Below are 23,341 nucleotides of genomic sequence, written 5' to 3'. Positions count from 1 at the left end.
AGCCATGGACACCATATCCGAGCCGCGATGCGGCACACAACCCGACCAGCACGAGCTCTGGTCCCGCATACCCGTCGAAATGCGAGCCCTGCCGCAGTGGGCACTGGCTGAACCGGGTCCGGAAAGGCACCATAAGCGTCCTCGCACGATTACCGGCGGCGACGCGAGCAGCACCGACCCCAGCACTTGGACGGATTTCGATACCGCCTGTGCGGCGGCGGCGGAGTGTGGCTGGCAGGTGGGCTTCATGCTGCACAGCGACGACCCGCTGTGCTGCATCGATCTCGACGTGAAGGACGGAACACCGCCGGAAGACCTCGCTCGGTTCGAGAGTGTCATCGCTACGATGGACAGCTACACCGAGCGGTCGCGGTCGGGGCGCGGTTGGCACATCTGGGTGCTTGGGGGCATCGGCCCGGGACGCCGCCGAAACGGCATAGAAGTTTATTCTCAGGACCGATTTATCATCTGCACGGGGCAGGCGACCCATGACCGACCGGTGGCCGCCCGCCAGCAGCAGTTGAACAACATGGTCAGCCAGATGGGTCCGCCTGCGCCCGACATCCAGCTCTGGGGCGAACCGTACCCTGATTACAGCTTGGCAAACGACGCGTCGCTAGACCAGGGGCAGCTTGGTAGGCTGTTCCGAGGTGATTGGGAGGGGCGCTACGAGTCACGCTCCCATGCCGACCTGGCGCTGGTGAAGTTGCTAGCTCCGAAGACCGAAAGTCCGCGAGAGTGCTGGGAGACCTTCCTTCTGTCCGCCTTGGGCGCCCGGGACAAGGCAAAGAGGCCCGACTACGCACAATCGACGATCGGCGCCGCCGTTGCTCACCTTGCCAATGACGCAGCTTTACGACAGCACGGGCAAGAGGTGGCTGAAGCGCTGCTCAACTCTGGTGACGCGCAATCGGAGAGAACCGGGGATGGCGCTTCCTTACTCAGCAGATTGTCGGTCGATTGGAACACTGGCGACGATGCTGAAGTGCCAGACATTGTCGATGGTTTGGTCGCGGACGAGGATGTGACGCTTCTCGGCGGTCACGGCGGCATCGGCAAGTCGTTTCTCGCCCTGCAAATCGCGTGCGCGGTGGCGACGGGCGCGACCATCCTTCACCGAGGAGCGAGGCAGTGCCGCGTCCTCTATTACTCTGCGGAAGACGGTAGGAAGCGTCTGACGCGCCGCTTGCGCAAGTTGATCGCATCGGTCGGCTACCAAGAGGAGGTTCTGCGGAAAAACTTGCGCGTTCTGGATGCGAGCGAGGTTGAGCCTCTCTACGGAGAGACATTGCAGGAGAGCGGCGGGAAACGCGCTGCGTTCCCTAAGTTTCTGGGCGCGAGGGCGGACTTTCGCAACCTCCAGCAGATGGTGGAAGAGTTTGACGCCGAATTCGTGATCATCGACGGAGCGTCCGACACGTTTGATGGAAACGAGATTGCACGGAGGGAAGTCCGCGCCTTCGTAAAGCTGCTTAGGCAGGTGCACCCCAAACGCCCAATCGGCGTCCTGCTCAACGTACACATCGACCGAGCGAGCGCACGCGGGAACAGTTCCAATGACGACGGTTACGCGGGTAGCGCTCAATGGCACAACTCCTGTCGGAGGCGGCTCTTCCTCCAGCAGGAGATCAAGCGTGAGTATGATGAAGATACGAAGCAGAGCAGCATGGTCGCCGGCGACATTCTGCTACGCGTTATGAAAAATCAGGACGGGCCGCCGGAGCCCGACATGGTGGTTCAGCGCGGGATGCACGGTTTATGGCAGAGCGCCGCCGACCTAACCGGCATCACCTCCGTGCAGAAGTATGAGGCAGACCACGGCCCGACCATCCTCCGCCTAATCGCGGAGTACTATGCGCGTAATAAGTTCATGAGCACTTCGCTCGCACCGCAGGCGAGCACCGGTGTCTACGCTACACTGAAGAGTGACCCGCAGTTTCCGGTTGGTCTTACGCGGAAGCGAACGAACCAGGTCGTCCGTCAACTCGAGCGGGATGGCCTACTTATCGAGGAGACGTACAAGCGCGGCAATCGAGCGACAGGCGAGCGCTGGGCGGTTGCCCTCGGACCAAACGGAGCGAACTGAATGCACACGCTGCATTGACTGCACATAGCACGAAATTGTGCAGCCGGTTCACTGTGTGCCGCGCCCCGGCGCACACAGTGCGGGGGTATATAGGGGGGGACACTGTGTGTGCGCCGGTAGTGTGGCCCTCCAGTATCTCACGCAGCCTGCCTCTACGCGGTATCTGATACCTAATCAGACGTGAGGCTGCGTAAGCGCCTATTCCAGCGTCGAGTTTCGGCCCCGCCCGAATACCATACTGTTGTCGTAAGAAGGTGCGCTCCTCTGTGGGAATACTTTAATACCCAAATACGGTCCGCGGCTGCCCCCAGGTGATATCGGGAGGCGTTTTGCGCGATCTCACATCTAGAGGTTCGGACGAGCCGCGACCGGACGTTCCTGCGCCGCAGTAGGGCTACGCGCTGGTGAGCCGAGCGGATCGTAGGATGGCGGCGACTGCCTCGAGGACAGGGACCCGACAGGGTCACGCTAGCGATCTCAGAATGCACTAGCTTCGTCCGGCACATCAAATGTGTCATGCTCCAGGCTGATGTTGGTCCGCGAGATATAGGGTTGGAAATCGGGTAGCAGCGACATGATGCTCCCATCCGGCTGAAGGAACTCATGAGCCGCGCCAGAAATTAGCTCAGGATCGAGCGGTATCCGCGCATGAGGATTGTGTAACACAACGGCGCCCTCCACCCAGCTTTCGGCATAAGCCGGGTCGCAAACATCCTGATGGAACATGGTCGGCCGCGGATCATGCAGGTTCATTTCGCCGCGTGCGATGCCGCTCCGGATCATCCGGATGTCGCGGTTGCCAAAACCCGCGACGTAGCCGAGCCGGTTGAACTTGGTGATCGTGCCTTGCGGATTTAGGAAGACAGCGCTGACATTCTCCGCCTCGGGGAGCTCAAAGAAGTTCGATGGCTCGCGAGCATTGCCATAAACGTGCTCGGTGAGCCGCTCAATCTGGCGTTTACCGTCGGTCATCGAATGACGCACGCCGAACACATATTCGGTGGCCAGCGGCGTGATCCGGGTCATTGCTGCGGGCGCATGAAAATCCTGCAGGGCAATCACGAATGGCGCACCATCAATCCTGGGCGCATTCCAGTAGCGCTGCTTGTGATAGAGTTTGCGCGTCAGAGCCCGAGCAAGTTTGATCTGCACATAATTTTCCAGATAAGCGCGGATCTCGTCGTCGGACGTCGGCTGCGGCACGGCTCCCAGCTGCGGCGGGTTAGCGGTTGTAGCCTCGATCGCGATGCGACCACGCGGGCCAGCGAGTAGAAGGTCCGGGACTCCTATGCCCTCTTCAGGAGCATAACCGAGCTCGGTGAAGGCCGCGAAGAGGTAAAGCTCCCAGAGTCGCGGATCGAAGCCGGTGGTCTGGAACTGTTCGATGAAGTTGCCGTCGGCATCCTCGAAGAAAGGCATCATCGCCCTGATTAGTTCGCGCGCAGGGGAGAAACGTTCCTGCTCGACCAGCACCTTGAAGATCGGGTTTAATCTCGCCTCGGCAACCGTCGGGGTGAAAAAATCCACCGGCGCCCCTTCCTCATCCCCTTGATAATAGCTCTCGTCCGGTGAGGCCGCATGCTTCTCAACTGCTTTCGCGAGACGATCCTCCGCATGGGCGAAGGTCGGGTACGAAACGTCCTGATCGATGGCGCGGAAGCGCCCACGCCGGTCCCGTCCAAGGACGACCCATCCGTAATCATAATCGAAGCGGTCCCAGGTGATGATGCCAAGCAGGCGTTCGTCCGCAGTTGCGAACCATGCCGCTTCCTGGATGATCAGTACGATCGTTGGTAGACGGGTATACCCGGCCAGTGCGTCGAAACGTTGTTGGCTAATCGGAGTCATCGCGTCCGTCCGCGGCAGTTAGTGCTGGACGCCGGCGCTTCAGGGGCTCCGAAGCCTCTTTTATCTTCCTCGGCGCTAGCTGCATGTGCGTATCCTCGAGTCGAACCGTCCCATTATGCTTGTGTATTGAGACCCGGCTAGGGGCGAGGCGCAGTGCACTTCGTGCCGCCAACGTGGCGCGTACGCTGGATCGGGGCATAAGAGAAAAGGCTCGCACGGGGCGACGACGCAGTGGCTTGCGGCCGGCCTCGGCTTGACCTGGGGAGGGGACTTCACGGAAGCAAACTATGCCGCTATCGTCAGGCCCTAAGGGGTGGAGGCCGGAGGTCTGGCAAGGTTATCCCGATATTCGCGATCATCGCCCACGGGGTGACCCGGGCTGACTTCAGGACGAGCGCTTGATGACTCCTTTAGCGCAATGCGACGCTCTCAGACCAGCTGTCCGCACGCAGGAAGACGTCGACGCCGAACTACTGAAGCTACTGGAGACCAAAGGCGCCGACCCAGACTTCTGGTCCCTGAAGGATCGCGACCGCAGCGATAGCGCTCACCGCATCTTCCAGTATCCGGCGATGATGGTCCCGCTAGTCCAGCGCCGACTCCTTGAGGCCGTGTTGGAAGCGCGGCCAGATGTCCGGTCGATCTACGACCCGTTCCTAGGCTCGGGCACCTCGCTGGTCAGCGGTATGCACTTTGGGCTCGATGTCTACGGCAACGACATCAATCCCCTTGCGGTGCTGATCAGCCGGGTCCGGACGGCCCGGACCATAGAATTTTCCATCGGAGCCATCGCTGAACAGGTGGCCGCAACGGCCAAGGCCGATGGCCGCAAAACCATTGAAACCGCGATGGCCAACCGTGAAAAGTGGTTTCAGCCAGAAGTGGCGGTAGAGCTGTCGCGGCTGCGACGGGCCATTCGCACGTGCGACAACCTCTGGGTGCGCCGGTTCCTATGGGTGACCCTGGCCGAGACCGTCCGACTGACCAGCAACGACCGCACCTCAACCTATAAGCTGCATGCCCGTCCCGCTGAGGAGATCGCTAAGCGTGCGCTCTCGCCGATCGCGGTGTTTGGTGAACTCGCCCGAGAGAACGCATCGAGCTTCTCCACCTTTAGGCGCCGGCTGGGCGAGGCGAAGCAGATCAAGGCCTTCAAATATGTCGGCGAGACGGAGGTCCGCGTCGGCGATACACGGCAGGTCTTGGACTACTGGAGCGATGCAGCGCCCTTCGACCTCCTGATGACCTCGCCGCCCTATGGCGACAATCTAACGACGGTCACCTACGGCCAGCACTCCTATCTTCCGCTGCACTGGATCGACTTCAAGGATATCGACCCTGCGGCCGACATTGCAACCTTGCGCACCACCCAAGAGATCGATCGGCGCAGCCTAGGCGGGGCCTCCGGGAATGCGGCCTGGGACGAGGCCAAGCTCCTGGAAGCGTCGCCCAAATTGAAGCGCTTCGCCGATGGCTTGCCGGCCAAGCCCGATGACGGCCGCAGCCGACTTATTCGCTTCTATCGCGATTTCGGCGCCAGCCTCGACAGCATCGTTGGGGTCATGAAGCCCGACAGCTACATGATCTGGACGGTTGGCAATCGCAATATCGCTGGTCAGCAGGTGCCTACCAATCTGGTGCTCGGCGAGCTGCTGGAGGGCTTGAACTGCAAGGTGGTGACCACCCTGACCCGGCGCATCCATCACAAGCGCATGCCGGATCGAAACGCGAGCTCGGCGACCATGCGGGAGGAAAAGATCCTCCTAGCCCGCAAAGTCGAGAGCTAGTCGCATGGTTGGTCCACACTTCGATATCAGCGCAGCGGTCGTGCGCCAGCTGGGGGACGAGCTGGTCTCCGACGAGGTCACCGCCATCGTCGAATTGGTCAAGAACGCCTATGACGCGGACGCCGACTACGCCCACGTGGTGGTCAATACCGTGGACTCGCATCCTGGCGAGCAGGGTAAATTCCCAAACGCCGTCGGCTACATCACTATCGAAGATGACGGCATGGGTATGGACCGGGATGATATCGAGCGCGGCTGGCTGATGATCTCGCTGTCGGGGAAGCGCGTTTTGAAGGCGGCCGGAGGCGTGACGCCCAAGGGGCGCACCCCCCTCGGCGACAAAGGCTTGGGGCGGCTCAGCACCCAGAAACTAGGGCAGAACCTGGAACTATATACGCGCAAGGACGGTCAGGCTGCGACGCAGCACGTCGCTTTCGCTTGGAACGCCTTTACCGACGATAAGAGTCTCAGCGAGGTACCGGTGACCATTGAGCCAGCGGCCACTGGCCGGGCGAAGGGCACGATGCTGGTCATCTCGGACTTGCGCAATCCAGATGTCTGGCGCGGCGGCGCCGTGGAAAAGCTGATCGCTGACCTCTCCCAGATCATCTCACCGTTCGCTGAGGCCCGGCCGTTCCTAGTGACGCTGCGCATTGATGGCCGGCCGATCGACCTTGGCCAGGTCTCCACCAAGGTGCGCGGCGCGGCCGTCGCCAAGTTTGTAGTCGACTTCGTCGACGGGCAGATGGACCTCAGGGGCAAGTTCCGGCTTGTGAAGCTCCGTGGCAATCAGGACCAGGACTCGTTCGACCAACTGTTGGCCCGCGACAATGGCCGCGCGTTCTATGAGTATCTGAAGGCTCGCAAAGCGCCGGTAGAGTTTAACTACAGCGACGATCCGAACTATTTCCTAGAGTTCAGATACCGTCTGCCGCTGTCGTCCCTTGCGAAGGTCGAGACGGTTCCGGGGGAAGGCGATGGCGACGCCATTGTCGCCGATCCCGGCCCGTTCCACGCTGAGATCGACGAGTTCCTGCTCCGCGGCGACGAGGTTGGCGCCAAGCTTGGCGGCTTAGCCAACGCCCACGAAGTGCGCCAGATCGTCCAGCTCCACGCGGGCATCAAGGTGTTTCGCGACGGATTCGCCATTAAGCCCTATGGGCTGAATGGCGAGGATTGGCTGCGGCTCAGCGCTCAGCAGACGAGCGCAACATCCTACTACGGTCTGCGTCCGCAGAACGTCCTAGGGTTCGTCTCGATAAGCGAAGCCGCTAACGGCAACCTAAAAGAAAAGACCGATCGTGAAGGCTTCGTCGCCAATCCCTATTCCCACAATTTCCGGCGCTTGATGATGCAAACTGTTGAGGTCATCGGCGGCTTCTACGAATGGACGCGACGCAACTTCAACACCTACAAGGCTGATCTACCCGCGCGCTCTAAGCCCTTCGAGGGCGGCCGTAAGGCGATTGCCGACGCCGAAGTTGTGGCCCGCCGACTGTCCACCTACAGCCGTTCCGCACAGGCGCTGGAGGCCAATACCACTGCTGCCCGCAGCAAGATCGCGGCGGTTACGAGCAGGATCAAACAGGCCCCGATTTTATCGAGCGCGGCGGAGCGCGAACTTGCCGACTTGTTGACCGAAGCCAATCAGGCGCTTGAAGCCTCTCAGGCGCTGTTCGGCCAACTTTCGGGCTACGCCGAAGAGGCCAAGGATCTCGCCGACATAGTGGGGACATTGTCGCCGCGGCTCGACGTGCTGAATGACCAGCTCCAGGATTTCTCCGAACTTGCCGGTCTTGGCCTACTCGCGGAAGCGCTATCACACGAGGTGCAGAACCAGACCGACCGGCTAATGCAGAAGGCCGCAGCCGCAATTGCTCGCGCGCGCAAAGCGTCACCCCCGAACGCCGACTTGTTGGTCCTGGGTCAGGACGTGACCGCCGCAGCCTCAGCGCTTCGTCGGCAGATCGGCCATCTGTCGCCGTCACTGCGCTATCAGCGCGATAAGATCGAGAGATTCAAGGTCGGCGGCCTCGTCGATCAAATTCGCGAACACTTCGCCGACCGTTGGACCAACTGCGGTATCGAAACGGAAATCGAGGCGGGCAGCGTCGATTTTGCCGTGAAGACCAATCGAGGGCGACTTACGCAGGTCATCGACAATGTTCTGCTGAACGCCGAGTACTGGCTTGCCGAAGTTCAATCCCGCGACAAGGCCTTCCGCCCCAAGCTCTCGATCGCCTACGCCGCGCCCCGGCTTCGTGTCTGGGACAACGCCGGCGGAGTGGACCCGGCCGTCGAGGACGTCCTGTTCGAGCCCTTCATCACCTTGAAACCAAAAGACGAGGGGCGGGGTCTTGGCTTGTTCATAAGCGCCCAGATTTTGGAGTCTATGGGCTGCAGCATCGCTCTGCTAAGTGATCGCAACCCCCAAGACCGCCGATACATCTTCGAGTTGGATCTCTCAGGGATTATCGATGGCTAACGAACCCAAGCCGAAGGCGCCCAACGTAACCCCGGCGCCTGCTGCGCTCAATCTCGTCACGCCAGAGTCTGTTGCAGCCGGCGACACGGTTTTTGCAGTGACAACGTCACCCTCGCAGCCGGCCGCCGAGGCGGTGGCGCCGGAGGGGGATGACGCGCGCAGCAAGCTTGCCCAGCTCTTCGCCCATCTGAAGATCGCTAAGATCGTTTTCGTCGATGACAAGGCCGAACTTCAGACCGACGCGGGCGCAGTCATCAAGGCCCTGGCGGCGAAACCCGAAGCGAGCGAGGCGCTAGCTCCGTTTTTCGTCGGCGTCTTATTGAACCTGGAAAATGATGCGCTGCAGGAGCAGCTAGCGGCACGACTGGCGGAACTCGACGGCGATAAGCTGGCGGAGCTTCGCGCAGTGCTCTCCGCCCAAAGCGAGGACGCCGCGGAACGCGAGGCCCTGGGGCGGCTCCAGGATCTCCTACCCGACGAAACGACGGCGCATCTGCTGACGCCCCAGGCATGGTATGAGCGGCGGGCCGCCTTGATCGCAGAATGTACTGAGGAGCGTCGGACACTCTTCCTGTTCGACCAGGAACTTGAGGTCGATGACGCCGGCCTGGGTTTCCATAAAGGTTCGGACATCATTCGCGACATGGCTGAGAAGGAGCGGGCCGGGTTCGGCACGCGCTGGTTCTGCGGAATGCTGACCCACACCGTCGACAAGGACGAGGAGGTGGCTTCCTGGCGTAGGCTGGAGAAGTCCGAGAAGTTGGACCTTCGGTTCTTCATGCCGATCGCCAAGGCCACCTTGGACGACGCGCCAACCTTTTACGGCGCCGTCTATCGGACCCTGATCAACACCTACAGCCAGACAATGAAGAATCTGGCGGCCGACGCCTTCGAGAAAGCGCTGGAAGACGCCCTTGAACGATTCTCGGATCTTGATCCGATCGATTTCGAGCACATGATCGTGAAATCGTCTGAGACGGAGGGAGTCTCGGAACTGGAGACATTGATCCGCCTGTATGGGATCATCCAAAAGGACCAGGTGAAGACCCAGATCCTGCAGCAGGCTAGGGTGAGCGATTTTTCGGCCGCAGCGCGGACCGTAAAGGACATCGCCGACATCGGCCGTGAGCTGTCGGCCACCTCGCAGGAGCGGCTGCACAAGTTGCGGTGGGAAGAGCTCTACGAGAGCGATGAGCTGGTCAACGGCTATAACGACCCGTTGCGGAACGGCGACTTGTTTGAGATCGGGGAGGGGGCCAATCTCAAGCTCTGGGTACTGATCGCTCAACCCTGCGACCTGATGGTCCGCAGCAATGGCGAGCGGGCGCGCGAAGACAACTTCAAGGTCGCTGTTCTCGCGCCGCTGCGCACCCGGGAGTTAGGCGTTGAAGCGGCGATGAAGGATGGCTTGACCTTCTCGCTTGATCATTACGACCACAATGGCGCGCAATCCGCCGCGGTCCTGTTGGCCGACGCCACACCCGCCAACCTGCATGTGCTGGACCTCGCCGTATTGAACAAGGACGGCGCCTGCCAGCTCGGCGCCGAGGCCGATCCGGACCTGAGCCTTCCCAGTAGGTCGTGGGAGAAGCGTGAGGGCAAGCTGAGGGCGCATTTCGGCAAGGTGAGCAGGCAGATCGAGGATGCGCGAAAGGCGCACAAGGATGCGGTCGCCGACCTTCTGGCCGCCGCGGTCGTCCCGCGGGCGTCGCCCAAGAAGGGGTTCGTCAAGTATGGCGCCTATGATAAGGGTGCCTACAGCTATCCGATCCGTCGGCGCGGCCGGATCCGCGATCCCCTAGCGACCTCACTCTTGAACGCCTACAGTCGGTTCTTGGCTCGCGACGCCTACGAACACGACTACTCGCGTGCCGGTTGACGGACGGTATGTGCTTCCTGAAGCAGATCGACTGACGACCCGAAGGGGGCGGTACCCGAACCTTGGGCCCAACCCGATCGGATGGCCCGCCATGTCGTCCCCGCCTGGAAGCCCACCCGACGTCGTATAGACGCTGAGAAAACGATGGCCGCGGCGGTGTCTACTGGGCACGGCATGAAGAAGCTCGACGAAGCCTCTCCCGCTCCCCAGAGGTCGCACCTAGCCGGCTTCCGCCCCCATCGCGGCCCCAGCGTGCAAACGGCCGAATGTCCGCGGGCACTCCTTGAATTGCCTCCTAACATCGTGGCAAGCAGTGTGCGCGTCCGGCAAACTCCGGACGTGGGGCGTGGAATCCCCTTGACGCATAGCTCGGTCGAATTTCTCGGCCGGGTGACCGCTGCGTATGTCCAAGGCTCGCGCCCAAAGGTAGCGGTGCCCTGAGCTATGCGCGGGGATTCCAACACCCGGCTTTGACCGGGACGCTCCATTTTCAAGGTGGAGCGGACACATGAGATCGAAATCAGCGCGAACAATCAGTTTAGGAGGATGCCTTCGTCTTCTGATAGGTGCGGCATTCTTTTGTCACCACGCTGCTTTTTCTGAGCCAATCAGCCGCTTCTACACAAGCAGGTTGGACCAACTGGTAACTGCCCATCGCTCGATGATCGACGCGCTCGCTGATGCCAGCCTTAATAGTGCGTGCTTGAGTACAGCCAACTTCAACAAAGTGATCGCGGGACTCGAGGGTGAAGCGCGGAACACCGCAGTGCGTATGCGGGAGTCTGGTATCAAGAAGCTGAACGAGACCAGGGCATGGCGAACGTGCAAAGGCCAGGCGGAACAAGCCACCTTACTGAAAATGAATATGGACACGGCGCAGACATGGAGTCTTCAGCGCGCCCAAGCCAAGCGCCATGCCTTGCTTACTGACGAAGAAGAGCTTGAGGATGGCGCGCTAGTTCACCGCAACACCAAAGCCCCTGTCAACTCCGGACCTAGATTATTCGCCCCGGTTAGCACAGACGCTCTTCTCGAAGGCACTTATGGCATTCGGGGCACCTTCGATGCGGCGCTGACAGTGTCACAGGAAGGGCTAGTAAGCGCCTGCGACGTTGTATCCAGCATAGGAAATGAGGGGGCCGACCAGGCGATCTGTAGAAAGGCTCGGTTGCTGATGCGCTACCGCCCTGCGTTTGCGGATGGCCGCCTAGTTCCATCCACGACTCATCTGCGTCTCAGTGTCATCGATTGACCACGTGCGCAGCGTCGGGGGGGGGGGGGCATGCTCCTCCGCTTCTAGCGCTACTTTCGGTGCCTCGCTCCTTCGATTGGGGGCCTGTCCTCAGTCCTGCAAATCGCCGGGCAACAATATAATGGCAGGGTCTACCCCCGGTTCGCGGAACGGCTTCTGGAGTGTTTTGACAAGCGCTGCGCGTACCAGTCGGTCGTACTGCGCTTCTTTCCACGCGCGAAATTGGTCGCCGTTGATGCTCTCAATTAGATCGTCCTCCGCAGTTTCGCGCGCGATGCGGACGAGCATTTCAGAACTGCCGACCTCTGTAAGAAATTCGAGAAACTCTGGGTTGTCCATTTCTGGCCATCTTACCATGCGAACCTCCTGCTGAAGCAGCCAAGCAGGGGGCGTCGCTGGGCGCATCAAACATCCAATCAGGACAGCTCTGGTGCTAGATGCCTGTCGCCATGGTAATCCAGCCGCGGCCTCGGATGCGGAAGAGCGTCGTAAGCGCAGAGCAGGTGCCGCTTATTGATACTTAGCTCCTGTTGGCTCAATGAACGCGAGTGGAGTGTGACTGTGGTCGAGTCTGACGTTGAATACTACGCGCGCCGATGCCTAGAGGAGGTGACTGCGGCGGCGCGTGCTACTCACCCCAAGGCCGCGAAGGTCCACGCGATGCTTGCTGACGAATATATGCGACCCTGGTTGAGATAAAAGCCTGTGACCGACAGAGGCTGGCGTTCACACTCGTGCCGAGCTAGTAGGTGAGGAGCAGGCGATCGGTAACAAGCTCAGCCTCTAGGCTTTGTCCGTCCATCTGAAACCGCCGCAGCATAGATCGACCGATCTGGACGTACACTTCGCGCTCGAACAATCCATGAGGAATCGGTAGCGCTACTTTTTTGTCCCCGGACTTCTTGGTCCCATCGAGACTAAGTGCGACCCGCACACCGCGTCTTTTGCAGTCCTCTACTACTTCAAACAATCGGTTTAAGCTGAACCGTTGGGCGCCATATAGGATCGCCTGGCTGTCAGCATACGGCGGGTCCAGATAGCATACGTCTCCGGCCTGCGCTCGTCTCATCGTCTCTTCGAAATCCGCGTGCAGGAACTCGACAGATCGCGTGCGAGCCGCCCAGACGCGCGCTCGTTCAGCGAAGCTCTCCGGGGACATCGGTTTGTGTGGGCCACAGGGGGTGCTCATGTAGCCGTCGGCCTTCCGAAACCGCACCACCCCGCCGTAGCAGACGCGGGATAGAAACAGCAGATCAGCCCCGTTTGGACCAGCATTATAAGAAGCCTTCACCTTCTCATAAGCCGCCTCCTTGCCCATGGTCGCCACCAGAGCGTGGCGGTCAGCGTACCAACGAATCAGCTCCTCAGTATCGTTGTGAAGCTGCTGCCAGATCTCCACGAGCGGCTTGAAGATGTCCGATGCCACACCTCGGCTGGGGGCTAGGTGTGCGAGCACAGCCCCACTTCCCAGAAAAGGCTCGTGGTATGCACCGAAGTCCTTGGGCAGGTACGAAATGATCTCTTTCGCGAACTTCTGCTTGTTGCCGATCCATTTGAGGAGCTGACCCTTGAGTGGTGGCAGGCCGTCGTCGTGCCTATTGAGCGGCAGTGCCTGCTGCACGTAACGAGGTTCGCTTGGCCGAACTTCGGGGGTAAGTGATTCGTGCAGGGGAACAACCACTTCAAAGCTCTCGACAAGGGGTTTTGGGCGCATGTCCGGTCTCTATCTCAAACATTAGGGTATACGGCACGGGGTACCGGCAGCATAAAGGTGCCGACGCTCGACGATATAGTAGATGGCATGAAGAAGCTCGGCCTTCATAGCCACCACTTGGTCGAACAGGGCCAATCCACCGCCTTCGCGAGAACGCTCCTCGCATACTTCGCCTATCGCGCGGACATTCTGAACAACACTGTTCAGCACCAGCTTATGGACAAAATCGCCGCCCAAGCGATGTATGAGCGCCTGCTGGCTAGCGGAGAATACAAACTTCCAGCAGCAATGAATAAGCAGAAGGGTGAAAAGAAGCAGGTCGCGTATCTGACCGCGATGGTGAACATGCTGATTGAAGCAAATGCTCAAGGCATGGACTATGACCACGATCCGCGACAGCTCACGACAGTCACCCGAGACGGGATGCCGCTTCGAACTCTGGCACGGCGAATTGATGGAGCGTTCCCATCTGCCGTCAATCCGGTCGCGGTGTGGGAGATAAAGGAGTATTATCACACCACTACGTTCGGCAGCCGCGTGGCCGACGGTGTCTACGAAACCCTGCTGGACGGCATGGAGTTGGAGGAGATGCGGCTGGAGACTGGCGTCGAGGTCGAGCATGTTCTCATTGCTGACGCTCATTACACGTGGTGGGAGTGCGGGCGCTCCTATCTGTGTAGGATGATAGATATGCTCCACATGGGGTACGTCGACGAAATCCTTTTCGGCAGGGAAATCGAGGAGCGTCTGCCCGCAATGGTGGCGAGCTGGGTTGAAAAGACCAAGGAGCGGCAAGCGGCAGCCAAAGTTGTGCTGCCCAATGACACCGCTATTCTGTAAGGTCAGATCACTTCCCACGACTGCGGTATGTGAGTGGTATCAGCCCTGCGCTACCTTAAAAGCGGCGTACGGAGGCGGCTGCTGGGTTTATCCCCAGCTTTTTGCTTACGGGAGACTTACGAGCGCGGCGGCGGCCACAAAAGCCGTGGCCCGGCAGCCTTTAAGCTGTTGTTTTTCGGGGGAAAGGGTGGTGGACGCACTAGGGCTCGAACCTAGGACCCGCTGATTAAGAGTCAGCTGCTCTACCAACTGAGCTATGCGTCCATGCCTTAAGGCAAAGGCCGGGGATTGGTATTGGTTCCATCCGGCGAGGCGTGCCCGCTAGCATGGGCGGATATGCGATGCAATGGCTTAAACCAGCCTTTGTTGCTTCTTTCGATTATTTCGGTCGATCGACATCAAAATGCCGAGCGAGATCATCACCGTCAGCATGGCCGATCCGCCGTGAGAGAAGAGGGGCAGGGGGATGCCGACTACCGGGGCGAGGCCCATCACCATCATGAGGTTGATCGCCACGTAGAAGAAGATCGTGGTGGTGAGGCCCGCCGCAACCAGCCGGTCGAAACGCGGCTTGGTATTGAGCGCCACGCGCATGCCCCAGCGGAGCAGCAGGAAGAAGCAGAGGATCAGAAACAGGCCGCCGACCAGGCCCCATTCTTCAACCATGGCCGGGAAGATGAAGTCGGTATGGACTTCGGGGAGGTATTTCAGATGACTTTGCGTGCCGTTCAGAAAGCCCTTGCCGAATATGCCGCCCGATCCGATCGCAATCTGCGACTGGCTGATATGATAGCCGGCGCCCAGCGGATCGGTTTCGGGATCGAGGAAGATGGTGACTCGCTTTTGCTGGTGCGGAAGCATCAGGAAGAAGTAAGCGAAGGGGATGATCGTTGCCACGACCGCCAGCCCGCCTAGGAAAAGGCGCAGCGGCAGGCCTGCGAGAAACATCACGACGATCGCGGAAAACACGACGAGCGTCGCCGTTCCAAGATCAGGCTGGATGAGGATCATCAGCGTTGGAACGCCGGTCAGCGCGGCGGCGGGCCAAATAGCCGACCAAGTGCGAATCTGCCCGGCGGGGAGCAGATCGTAGAAGCGGGCGAGTACCAGAACGATAACCGGTTTCATCAGCTCGGATGGTTGGAGGACGATGAAGCCGAGATTGAGCCAGCTTCGCGCCCCCCCGCCGATCACGCCCAGCACCTGCACCAGAATGAGCAGGAAGATGACCCCGATATAAGCCGGGAAGATGAAGGGCTTCATCTGCTTCGGACTGATATAGGAGATGACGAGCGCCATCGCGAGGAAGGTGCCGAAGCGGATGACGTGGCTCAGCGCCCAAGGCGAAAACGAACCGCCGCCCACCGAATAGAGAACGAGCCCGCCGGACAAGGCAATTGCCGCGGCAAGGAAGATGGCTTGCCACGATTGCCGCGCGACCGCGGCAGGAATGAAGGATGGGCCCATCAGGCGCCACCGTCCGGGGCAGTAGGCCGGCCTTGCGCGGCGAGCCATGCGGCGGCCTGCCGATCCATGCGCGTCTTGATGTCGCCGCCCCAGCCTCCCTCAAGCGCCGTCAGGGCCGCCATCGCCTTGTTCTTGTCAAACAGATATGTGAGCACATCCTTCGCGACCGGGGCTGCAGCCTTCGATCCGCCCATGCCGTGCTCGATCACCACGGACGCGGCATAGCGCGGATTGGCGGTCGGCGCGAAGCAGACGAACAGGCCGTGATCGCGATATTTCCACTCCCCGCTCTGGCCACGCTGGCTGCCGGTGATACGGCGCACCTGCGCGGTGCCGGTCTTGCCGCCCATTTCGATCCCGGGAAGCTCCAGGCGGCTGCGTCCCGCCGTGCCGTTGCCATTCACCACTTCCCACATGCCGCCGCGCACCGCCTCGAAATGCTCCTTGGGAAAGGGCAGCATGGATGGGGCCGGATATTGCCCCTTCACAAGGCGAGGCTGAATGTCACGGCCCGATGCAACGCGGCCCGCCATGACGGCAAGCTGGAGCGGATTGACGATCACATAACCCTGGCCGATCGAGGCGTTCAGCGTGTCGGATTGCGACCATTCCTGCTTGTACCGGCGCATCTTCCAGGCCGTGTCGGGCATGGTGCCGAAGCTTTGCGATACGACCGGCAAGTCGAATTTCTGCCCGAAGCTTAATTTGCGGCCCATATCCGCGATCGCTTCGATGCCGACGCGCCGCCCCATAGCGTAGAAATAGGTATTGCAGCTCTTCGCGATGGCACGATGCAAGTTCATGCCGCCGTGCCGCCCGAGACAGCGATAGAAACGGTTGCCGAGCTGATATCCACCTGGGCAATTCACGATCTCGTCCGGATCGACGCCAGCCTGGAGAAGGGCCATCGCTACCATCGGCTTGAAGGTGGAGCCGGGCGGATAAAGGGCGTTTAGCGACTTGTTGATCAGCGGATGCCGTTCATCCTTCGACAGCATGTTCCATTCATTGTGGCTGATGCCGTCGGAGAAGGTATTGGGATCGTAGCAGGGCATCGATGCCATGCAGAGGATCTCGCCCGTATGGCAGTCGAGCACGATGCACGAGCCCGATTCATTGCCTAGCCGCCGCGCGGCATAGGCTTGAAGCCCGGCATCGATGGTGAGCGGCAGGCTTCCACCGCTCTTGTCGGGAAGCGAAGCCAATTCGCGAACCAGCTTGCCGCCCGCCGTGACTTCCAGCCGCTTGGCACCGGGCGTGCCGCGCATCCGGCTTTCCATCGTCTTCTCAAGACCTTCCTTGCCGATCTTGAAGCCCGGCGTGATGAGCAAGGGATCCTTGCCCGCCGCCTCATATTCCTCCTTGTTCGCCGCGCCGACATAGCCGACGAGATGGCCGACGGCAGCGCCTTCGGGATAAAAGCGGCTGAAGCCCCGCAGCGGAGCCACACCGGGCAGCTCCGGCTGCCGCACGGTAACAGCGGCATATTTGTCAAAGGGCAGGTTTTCGGCAACCGGTACGGGCTGGTATCCCGCGGCCTGATCCAGCTCCTTGCGGATGCGCTCCACTTCTTCGGGCGGAAGTTGAAGGATGGTGGTGAGCTCGCGGATGACCTGCTCTGCATTCTGGATCTGGTCGGGGATGAGGTCGACGCGATAATCGCTGCGGTTGATGGCGATCGGCTGGCCGTTACGGTCGACGATCCACCCCCGACGCGGCGGCACCAGCACCATCTGGAACCGGTTTTCCTCCGACATCAATTTGTAGCGGTCATTCTCCGCGATGGCGAGCCAGCTGACCCGGCCGGCAAGAAGCGCCGCAACGCTGGCCTGCAAACCACCAATCACCATCGCGCGGCGCGTGAAGGTGAAGCTCTGCGAGTTTTCGGTGATCAGGGGCTTTCCGCGCCGTCTCATCGTGCAAGCCGCCAGCGGTCGAGGGCGAGGACGATCCGCGCCACGACGGGATAGAAGAAGATGGTGAGCGCCAGTTGCGGCAGGATCACTCCGATAGCCGTATTGTCACCCATCATCCGTGCAATGGCCCAACCGCCAAAGACATAACCGGCAATGGCGAGCGCGGCGATCAGCCAATCCATCCAATAGTCGCGCCAATGGATGCGGCTGTCGATAATGTCGAAGGCGAGGAAGGTAATCGTCCAAAGGGCCATGGATTGGCCGATCGGATGGCCATCGACCAGATCGTTGAGGAGGCCGAGGGGGAGGGCGATATGCGCGCTCCACATTTCCGGCCGCAGCAACCGCCAGGAAATCAGGACCAGGAAAGCGAAATCCGGAATGATCGGGCTCGAAACGACGATCGGCAAAGCCGCGATCAGTATGGCGAGGATGGTGGTGACGATGGGAATGTAGCGGTGCCGCGCTTGGGCGATGGCGACATCGCGGCGAGAATAGGCAATGCGCTTCACCGGGGCGCCTCGACGGGGGCGTCGGCAAGTGCATCACTCCCCTCGATCGGAGCGTCGGCGGCGGGTTGATAGACGCGCATTACCAACGCGAAGTCGATTTTTGCCGGATCGGCGAGCGGGCGGGCCACGGTGATATCGCGGTCCGCGCGAACGACCATGGCCACCGGGATGTTGGGGGGGAAAATGCCGCCTGTCCCAGACGTCACCAGGATATCGCCCTTGCGGAAGGGGTTTTTACCCACTTCCAGCGGTTTGATCTCGATCGTGCCATCCCCCCGACCGGTGGCAATTGCGGGGATGCCGCTGCGGATCAGTTGCACCGGAATGTTGCTCGACCCATCGGAAACCAGCAGGATGCGGGAAGCGAAGCGGCCCGTCTCGATCACGCGGCCGATCAATCCCTCCGGTCCGCGCACCGGCATTCCCGATGCGATGCCTTTGGACGATCCGGCGGAAAGCGTGGCGAGGCGGCGGCTGCTGTCGAAACTCGACCCCACGATGCGCGCGGTTGCTACCCGGGCGGCGGTATCCTGGGTAACGTCGAGCAGGGCCTGGAGCCGCTGATTTTCAGCCTCGATGGCGCGGGCTTCGACCAGTTTCTGCCGGGTTGCATCCAATTCGCGGCGCATTGCGGCATTTTTCGACGCCGCGAAGAAATAGTCGCCGATCCCGTCAACCGCATTGCCGACGAAGCGGACCGCGCTCCGCCCCGCGCCTGAAATCGGGGCGGTGACATCGAGCGCGGCTCCCCGCAATGCCGAAAAGCCGCGTGGGTCCACTGTCGCGATGATCATCAGCAGAACCGCGAGCAGCACGCCGCCCACGGCCACGATATAGCCGATAAACAGTCCATATTGCGCCCGGCGGGAAAAGCCGGGTCGCCGGGTGGAGGGCGGCGCCATACGCCTCCGTTTTGATTAAGCGGTGGTCAGGACGCCGCGGAAGATTTCCTCTTCCAGGGCGCGGCCGGTTCCAAGTGCGACACAGGTGAGCGGATCGTCCGCGATGGTGACCGGCAGGCCGGTTTCGTCGCGCAACACTTCGTCAAGGCCGGTCAGCAAAGCGCCGCCGCCAGTAAGGACGATGCCCTGGTCGACGATGTCGGCGGCGAGTTCCGGCGCGGTATTTTCAAGCGCGATGCGGACGCCTTCGACGATCGTGCCAACCGGTTCGGACAAAGCTTCCGCGATCTGCCGCTGGTTGATCGTGATTTCCTTTGGCACACCGTTCACCAGATCTCGGCCCTTGATATGGACGGTGAGACCGTCGCCATCGACGGGCGGCTTGGCGATGCCGACCTGCTGCTTGATGCGCTCGGCCGTGGCTTCACCGATGAGGAGATTGTGGTTGCGGCGGACATAGGAGCTGATCGCTTCGTCCATCTTGTCGCCGCCGACGCGGACCGAGGTGGTGTAGGCAAGACCGCGGAGCGAGAGAACAGCGACTTCGGTGGTGCCGCCGCCGATATCGACAACCATCGATCCGATCGGTTCGGTGACCGGCATGTCCGCGCCGATCGCGGCCGCCATCGGCTCCTCGATCAGCCAAACCTGGGAAGCGCCTGCGTTCGAGGCTGCGTCGCGGATCGCGCGGCGCTCGACCGATGTCGAGCCCGACGGCACGCAGATCACGATTTCCGGCCAGCGCGGGAAGCGGCGATTGCCGTGCACCTTCTGGATGAAGTGCTTGATCATCTGTTCGGCGACATCGATGTCGGCGATGACGCCGTCGCGAAGCGGGCGAATCGCTTCGATCTGGTCCGGGGTCTTGCCCATCATGAGCTTGGCGTCGTCACCGACAGCCTTCACGCGCTTCACGCCGTTGATCGTCTCGATGGCAACCACGGACGGCTCGTTCAAAACGATGCCGCGGCCTCGAACGTAGACCACGGTGTTGGCCGTGCCGAGGTCGATCGCCATGTCGTGTGACGGGATCTTCAGGAAACGCAGAAAGGACATAGGTTTGCTCTCGCCTCAATGAGATGGCGCCGCCCGGGAAAAGCCCCCGATGGCCCGGATGTTCCGCTCTATAGGATGCCCCCACGGCTCCCGTCCACAAAACAGTTAACGTGGTCGCAGGAAGGCTTCGCTTCGTCTACAGGCTGATTCATGTCAATACGCCGACTTCCCGAACATCTGGTAAATCGTATCGCCGCCGGTGAGGTGGTGGAAAGACCAGCCAGCGCGTTGAAAGAATTGGTGGAAAATTCCATCGACGCTGGCGCGACGCGGATCGCTATCGCCCTGTCGGGCGGCGGAATCGACCTGCTGGAAGTTTCCGACGACGGCTGCGGCATGGACCCGGAGAGCATGCAGCTGGCCCTACAGCGCCACGCAACCTCGAAACTGCCCGACGATGCGATCGAAGCGGTTACAACTCTCGGCTTCCGGGGCGAGGCTCTGCCGTCCATTGCCAGCGTCGCCCGTCTGCGCATGGAGAGCCGCGTGCGCGGCGCCGATGGCTGGTCGCGCATTATCGACAATGGAGCGGTGGTGGAAGAGGGACCGGCAGCGCTTCCCCCCGGTACCCGGATCACCGTCACCGATCTCTTTGCCCGCGTTCCTGCCCGCCGCAAATTCCTCCGGTCCGCGCGGTCCGAATATGCGGCCTGCGTCGATGTGGTGAAACGCCTCGCCATGGCGCGCCCCGATATCGGCTTTACCCTGGAACATGAGGGCCGCCGCGCCCTTCATGTTCAGCCCGGCGAGGATCGACCCGCCCGCGTCGCCGCTCTGACCGACCGGGGCCTTGCCGACAATAGCGTCGCGGTGGACTATGAGCGTCACGGCGTTCGGCTTGGCGGGGTAGCGGGCCTGCCGACCTTCAATCGCGGCATTGCCGATCACCAATATCTGTTCGTGAACGGTCGCCCGGTGAAGGATCGCCTGCTGATCGGTGCGGTGCGCGGCGCCTATCAGGATCTTCTCGCCCGCGACCGCCATCCAATCCTTGCTTTGTTCATCGACCTTCCGGGCGAAGAAGTGGACGTCAACGTCCATCCGGCGAAGACCGAAGTCCGCTTCCGCGACCCCGGCGGCATACGCGGTCTCATCGTCGGCGGCCTCCGTCATGCCCTCGACGCGGCGGGGCATCGAAGCGCGCAACGGCCTTCGGCGGCGGCGTTGGGGAATTGGCAGGCGGAAAGCCCCCTTCTTTCAGGAGAGGAGCTGGGATTGGGAAATACCGCGCGGACAGGCCCCGCGCCCTTCACCCGCTTCGGCCAACGCCCTGAAGGGGAGAGGAGCTATCAGCACAGCGTCTGGGACTCCCATCAAGCTTACACCCCAGCGCCTCAGGCTCGCGCAGAAGTGGCGGTCGCGCCGGCGCCAGAAGCGGCTCGTTTCCCTCTTGGCGTCGCACGCGGGCAAGTGGCAGCCACCTATATCGTTGCGGAGGCGGAAGACGGTCTGGTGCTCGTCGATCAACATGCCGCCCACGAACGCCTTGTCCTTGAACGCATGCGAAGGGCAGTTGCAGATGGCGGCGTGGCGCGCCAGACCCTGCTCCTCCCCGAAGTGGTCGAGCTTGACGAACCGGCCTGCGATCGCCTCGAATCCCGCTCCGGCGAACTTGCCGAAATGGGCCTGGATCTCGAGCGGTTCGGCCCACGCGCGGTCCTCGTCCGCGCCACGCCAGCCATGCTGGGACAGGGTGACATTCAGGGTCTCGTCACCGACCTCGCCGATGAACTCGCTGCCTTCGACGAAGCGCTGTTACTCAAGGAAAAGCTTGACCACGTCGCCGCGACCATGGCCTGCCACGGCTCCGTCCGCGCGGGCCGGATCCTCTCGGTCGCAGAAATGAACGCGCTTCTCCGCGAAATGGAAGTCACCCCCCACAGCGGCCAATGCAATCACGGCCGACCGACGTGGGTGAAGCTTGGCCATGCGGATATCGAGAAATTGTTCGGCCGGAAATGAGCTGAGCCGTTTAGGGGGTGGGACTCAATCGGGCTGGATTGCCCACAGCTGTCGCGCCTGCTGGTATAGCCGTGTTACCACGCTGCCTTCACTGCGGCTGGGAGGCTTTAGTCGCCGGTCGTGAAGGTCAGGGTGGATCCAAAGACGCTGTAGTGAGCGGTCATGCTGGTCGCACCTTGGGTCTGCGCGTCGGCGCCGCTATCCCAATCCTGGGTGACGAAACCCGCGCCGGCAAGGTGGCTGTTGTCCGCGTCGCGGATGGGCGCACTGCGATAGCCGGCCGAGCTGCGCAAGGCCTCGGGTGTGGCGAAGTCCGGATCGCTCCTCATCGCGCGATTGACGGTGAGCGCGACCAGAGCTTCGTTGGAAACGAGGCCGTGTTCGGCTTCAAACATAACATGCGGAACAGCCGCGTCCGCCTTATCGGAAAGAAACAGGATCTTTTGTGATTTGGATCCGTCCGCCATTGTGGCAGTCCCTTCGGACGTGGCGGGGCCCATCGCGGCCAATGCAACCCCCAGCATCACTATCGTCATCTTTTTCTCCCGCCCGGTTTAACCGGAAGGGAAGGCATAGTGAGGAACGGCTTGAGGGGTGTTGCGTTAGGGCAATATAATGACGGCTGCGGAACAGGCGTCGGCGATTAGGTGCCGCCAGCCGCAAGCGCGCGCATGCGGGCGGCAACTGCCTCGATCGGATGAGTTGCGGAGGCAGAGCGAGCCGCGCGCAGACCAGGATAATCCTGCTTTGCCTCCGCAACCAGCCGCTGCGCAAAATCGCCCTTTCGTACCTCGGCAAGAATGCGGCGCATTTCGCGGCGCGTATCGTCAGTCACGATCCGCGGGCCGCCGATCAGCGCGCCATATTCGGCCGTATTCGAAATCGCCTCCCGCATGCCGGCAATGCCGCGCTCGACCAGCAGATCGGCAAGTAATTTCACCTCGGTGAGACATTCGAAATAGGCGATTTCGGGTGAGAATCCGGCTTCGGTTAGCGTGTCATAGCCTGCAAGGATCAGCTCAGGGATCGCACCCCAAAGCACCGCTTGTTCGTTGAAGAGATCGGCTTCGCATTCTTCGGCGAAGCTGGTCTCCAATATGCCCTTCCGCCCGCTTCCTAATGCGGCGGCGTAGGATAAAGCCACAGCCCGGCCAGTCCCGCTCGGATCCTGATGGACCGCGAACAAGGTGATGAGGCCGCTCCCGGCGAGATAATCATTGCGCAGCGCCGTGCCCGGCCCCTTTGGAGCGACCAGCAGCACGTCGAGATCGGAGCGCGGACGGATAATCCCGAACCGAATGGCGAGGCCATGGGCGAAAATCAGTGCCGCGCCAGGCTTGATATTGTCCTTGAGATAATCGTCGTAAAGCACGCCCTGGTGCTCGTCCGGCGTCAGAATTACGATAACGTCGGCCCAGCGCGCCGCTTCGTCCGGCTCCACAACGGCCGTTCTATCCGCTTGCGCTTGCGCGCGACGTGTCGATCCGGCCTTGAGGGCGATGCGCAGCTCGGCCACGCCGCTATCCTTCAGGTTGAGTGCCTGTGCGCGGCCTTGATTGCCATAACCGATGATTGCGACCTTCTTGCCCCGGATTAGGGCAAGATCCGCATCCGCATCCCGGTAAACCCGCATAT

At 61.3% G+C, this 23,341-nt stretch carries 17 protein-coding genes and 1 tRNA gene; 7 read left to right on the top strand and 11 right to left on the bottom strand.

Annotated elements, in window-relative coordinates:
- Positions 1–4 precede the first annotated feature (4 nt).
- Positions 5–2,086 (top strand): AAA family ATPase, encoded by a 2,082-nt coding sequence (locus C7I56_RS05760; protein ID WP_106639506.1) that lies wholly within the window; start codon positions 5–7, stop codon positions 2,084–2,086.
- A 477-nt stretch (positions 2,087–2,563) separates the two neighbouring features.
- On the opposite strand, the gene C7I56_RS05755 is transcribed toward C7I56_RS05760, so the two are convergent.
- Positions 2,564–3,934, bottom strand: coding sequence for a hypothetical protein (locus C7I56_RS05755; RefSeq protein ID WP_106639505.1), 1,371 nt, complete (start codon positions 3,932–3,934; stop codon positions 2,564–2,566).
- Between the two features lie 398 nt (positions 3,935–4,332).
- Here C7I56_RS05755 and C7I56_RS05750 point away from each other — a divergent pair, with 398 nt between their 5' ends.
- From C7I56_RS05750 to C7I56_RS05735, 4 genes are all read left to right on the top strand, one after another.
- Entirely contained in the window at positions 4,333–5,721 is a 1,389-nt protein-coding gene (locus C7I56_RS05750; RefSeq protein ID WP_158703007.1) for a TRM11 family methyltransferase, read from the top strand.
- A 4-nt stretch (positions 5,722–5,725) separates the two neighbouring features.
- Positions 5,726–8,206, top strand: coding sequence for an ATP-binding protein (locus tag C7I56_RS05745; RefSeq protein ID WP_106639503.1), 2,481 nt, complete (start codon positions 5,726–5,728; stop codon positions 8,204–8,206).
- Positions 8,199–10,085, top strand: coding sequence for a hypothetical protein (locus C7I56_RS05740; RefSeq protein WP_106639502.1), 1,887 nt, complete (start codon positions 8,199–8,201; stop codon positions 10,083–10,085). The genes C7I56_RS05745 and C7I56_RS05740 overlap by 8 nt, the downstream gene beginning before the upstream one ends.
- A gap of 508 nt (positions 10,086–10,593) precedes the next feature.
- On the top strand, positions 10,594–11,337 hold the full coding sequence (locus C7I56_RS05735; RefSeq protein WP_207789941.1) for an energy transducer TonB: 744 nt from the start codon (positions 10,594–10,596) through the stop codon (positions 11,335–11,337).
- Positions 11,338–11,427: 90 nt separating this feature from the next.
- Here the strand turns inward: C7I56_RS05735 and C7I56_RS05730 are convergent, their stop codons facing one another.
- Positions 11,428–11,676: a hypothetical protein gene (locus C7I56_RS05730; protein ID WP_106639500.1), complete on the bottom strand. Its 249-nt coding sequence runs from the start codon at positions 11,674–11,676 to the stop codon at positions 11,428–11,430.
- Positions 11,677–12,079: 403 nt separating this feature from the next.
- Positions 12,080–13,051, bottom strand: a complete 972-nt coding sequence (locus tag C7I56_RS05725; RefSeq protein WP_106639670.1) for a DNA adenine methylase — start codon at positions 13,049–13,051, stop codon at positions 12,080–12,082.
- Here C7I56_RS05725 and C7I56_RS05720 point away from each other — a divergent pair.
- Positions 13,001–13,891, top strand: coding sequence for a DUF7687 domain-containing protein (locus tag C7I56_RS05720; protein WP_106639499.1), 891 nt, complete (start codon positions 13,001–13,003; stop codon positions 13,889–13,891). The two genes, C7I56_RS05725 and C7I56_RS05720, sit on opposite strands and share 51 nt — an antisense overlap.
- Positions 13,892–14,079: 188 nt before the next feature.
- Here C7I56_RS05720 and C7I56_RS05715 read toward each other — a convergent pair.
- The 6 genes from C7I56_RS05715 to C7I56_RS05690 all read right to left on the bottom strand — a co-directional run bounded on the left by C7I56_RS05715 (position 14,080) and on the right by C7I56_RS05690 (position 19,744).
- Positions 14,080–14,155, bottom strand: a tRNA-Lys gene (locus tag C7I56_RS05715).
- An 87-nt stretch (positions 14,156–14,242) separates the two neighbouring features.
- Positions 14,243–15,358 carry a rod shape-determining protein RodA gene (gene rodA, locus C7I56_RS05710; protein WP_106639498.1) on the bottom strand — a complete coding sequence of 372 codons (1,116 nt, stop codon included), beginning with the start codon at positions 15,356–15,358 and terminating at the stop codon, positions 14,243–14,245.
- Positions 15,358–17,274 (bottom strand): penicillin-binding protein 2, encoded by a 1,917-nt coding sequence (gene mrdA / locus C7I56_RS05705; protein WP_106639497.1) that lies wholly within the window; start codon positions 17,272–17,274, stop codon positions 15,358–15,360. Before mrdA ends, rodA begins: the two co-directional genes overlap by 1 nt.
- Positions 17,271–17,786 carry a rod shape-determining protein MreD gene (locus C7I56_RS05700; RefSeq protein WP_106639496.1) on the bottom strand — a complete coding sequence of 172 codons (516 nt, stop codon included), beginning with the start codon at positions 17,784–17,786 and terminating at the stop codon, positions 17,271–17,273. The genes mrdA and C7I56_RS05700 overlap by 4 nt, the downstream gene beginning before the upstream one ends.
- A complete protein-coding gene (gene mreC, locus C7I56_RS05695) occupies positions 17,783–18,688 on the bottom strand; it encodes a rod shape-determining protein MreC (RefSeq protein ID WP_106639495.1) in 906 nt (301 codons plus the stop codon). Before mreC ends, C7I56_RS05700 begins: the two co-directional genes overlap by 4 nt.
- Positions 18,689–18,703: 15 nt before the next feature.
- The gene (locus tag C7I56_RS05690; protein ID WP_106639494.1) at positions 18,704–19,744 is read right to left on the bottom strand and encodes a rod shape-determining protein; all 1,041 of its coding nucleotides are present in this window, start codon (positions 19,742–19,744) and stop codon (positions 18,704–18,706) included.
- 150 nt (positions 19,745–19,894) lie between these two features.
- Between C7I56_RS05690 and mutL the strand changes: the two genes are divergently transcribed.
- Entirely contained in the window at positions 19,895–21,706 is a 1,812-nt protein-coding gene (mutL, locus tag C7I56_RS05685) for a DNA mismatch repair endonuclease MutL (protein WP_106639493.1), read from the top strand.
- Positions 21,707–21,813: 107 nt separating this feature from the next.
- On the opposite strand, the gene C7I56_RS05680 is transcribed toward mutL, so the two are convergent.
- Complete coding sequence (locus C7I56_RS05680; protein ID WP_106639492.1) at positions 21,814–22,242, bottom strand: hypothetical protein; 429 nt, start codon at positions 22,240–22,242, stop codon at positions 21,814–21,816.
- 107 nt (positions 22,243–22,349) lie between these two features.
- Positions 22,350–23,339 (bottom strand): ketol-acid reductoisomerase, encoded by a 990-nt coding sequence (gene ilvC, locus C7I56_RS05675; protein WP_106639669.1) that lies wholly within the window; start codon positions 23,337–23,339, stop codon positions 22,350–22,352.
- Positions 23,340–23,341 lie beyond the last annotated feature (2 nt).

The organism is Allosphingosinicella vermicomposti, assembly GCF_003012815.1.
GTDB lineage: Bacteria > Pseudomonadota > Alphaproteobacteria > Sphingomonadales > Sphingomonadaceae > Allosphingosinicella > Allosphingosinicella vermicomposti.
This window is presented reverse-complemented; position numbering and strand designations above follow the sequence as displayed.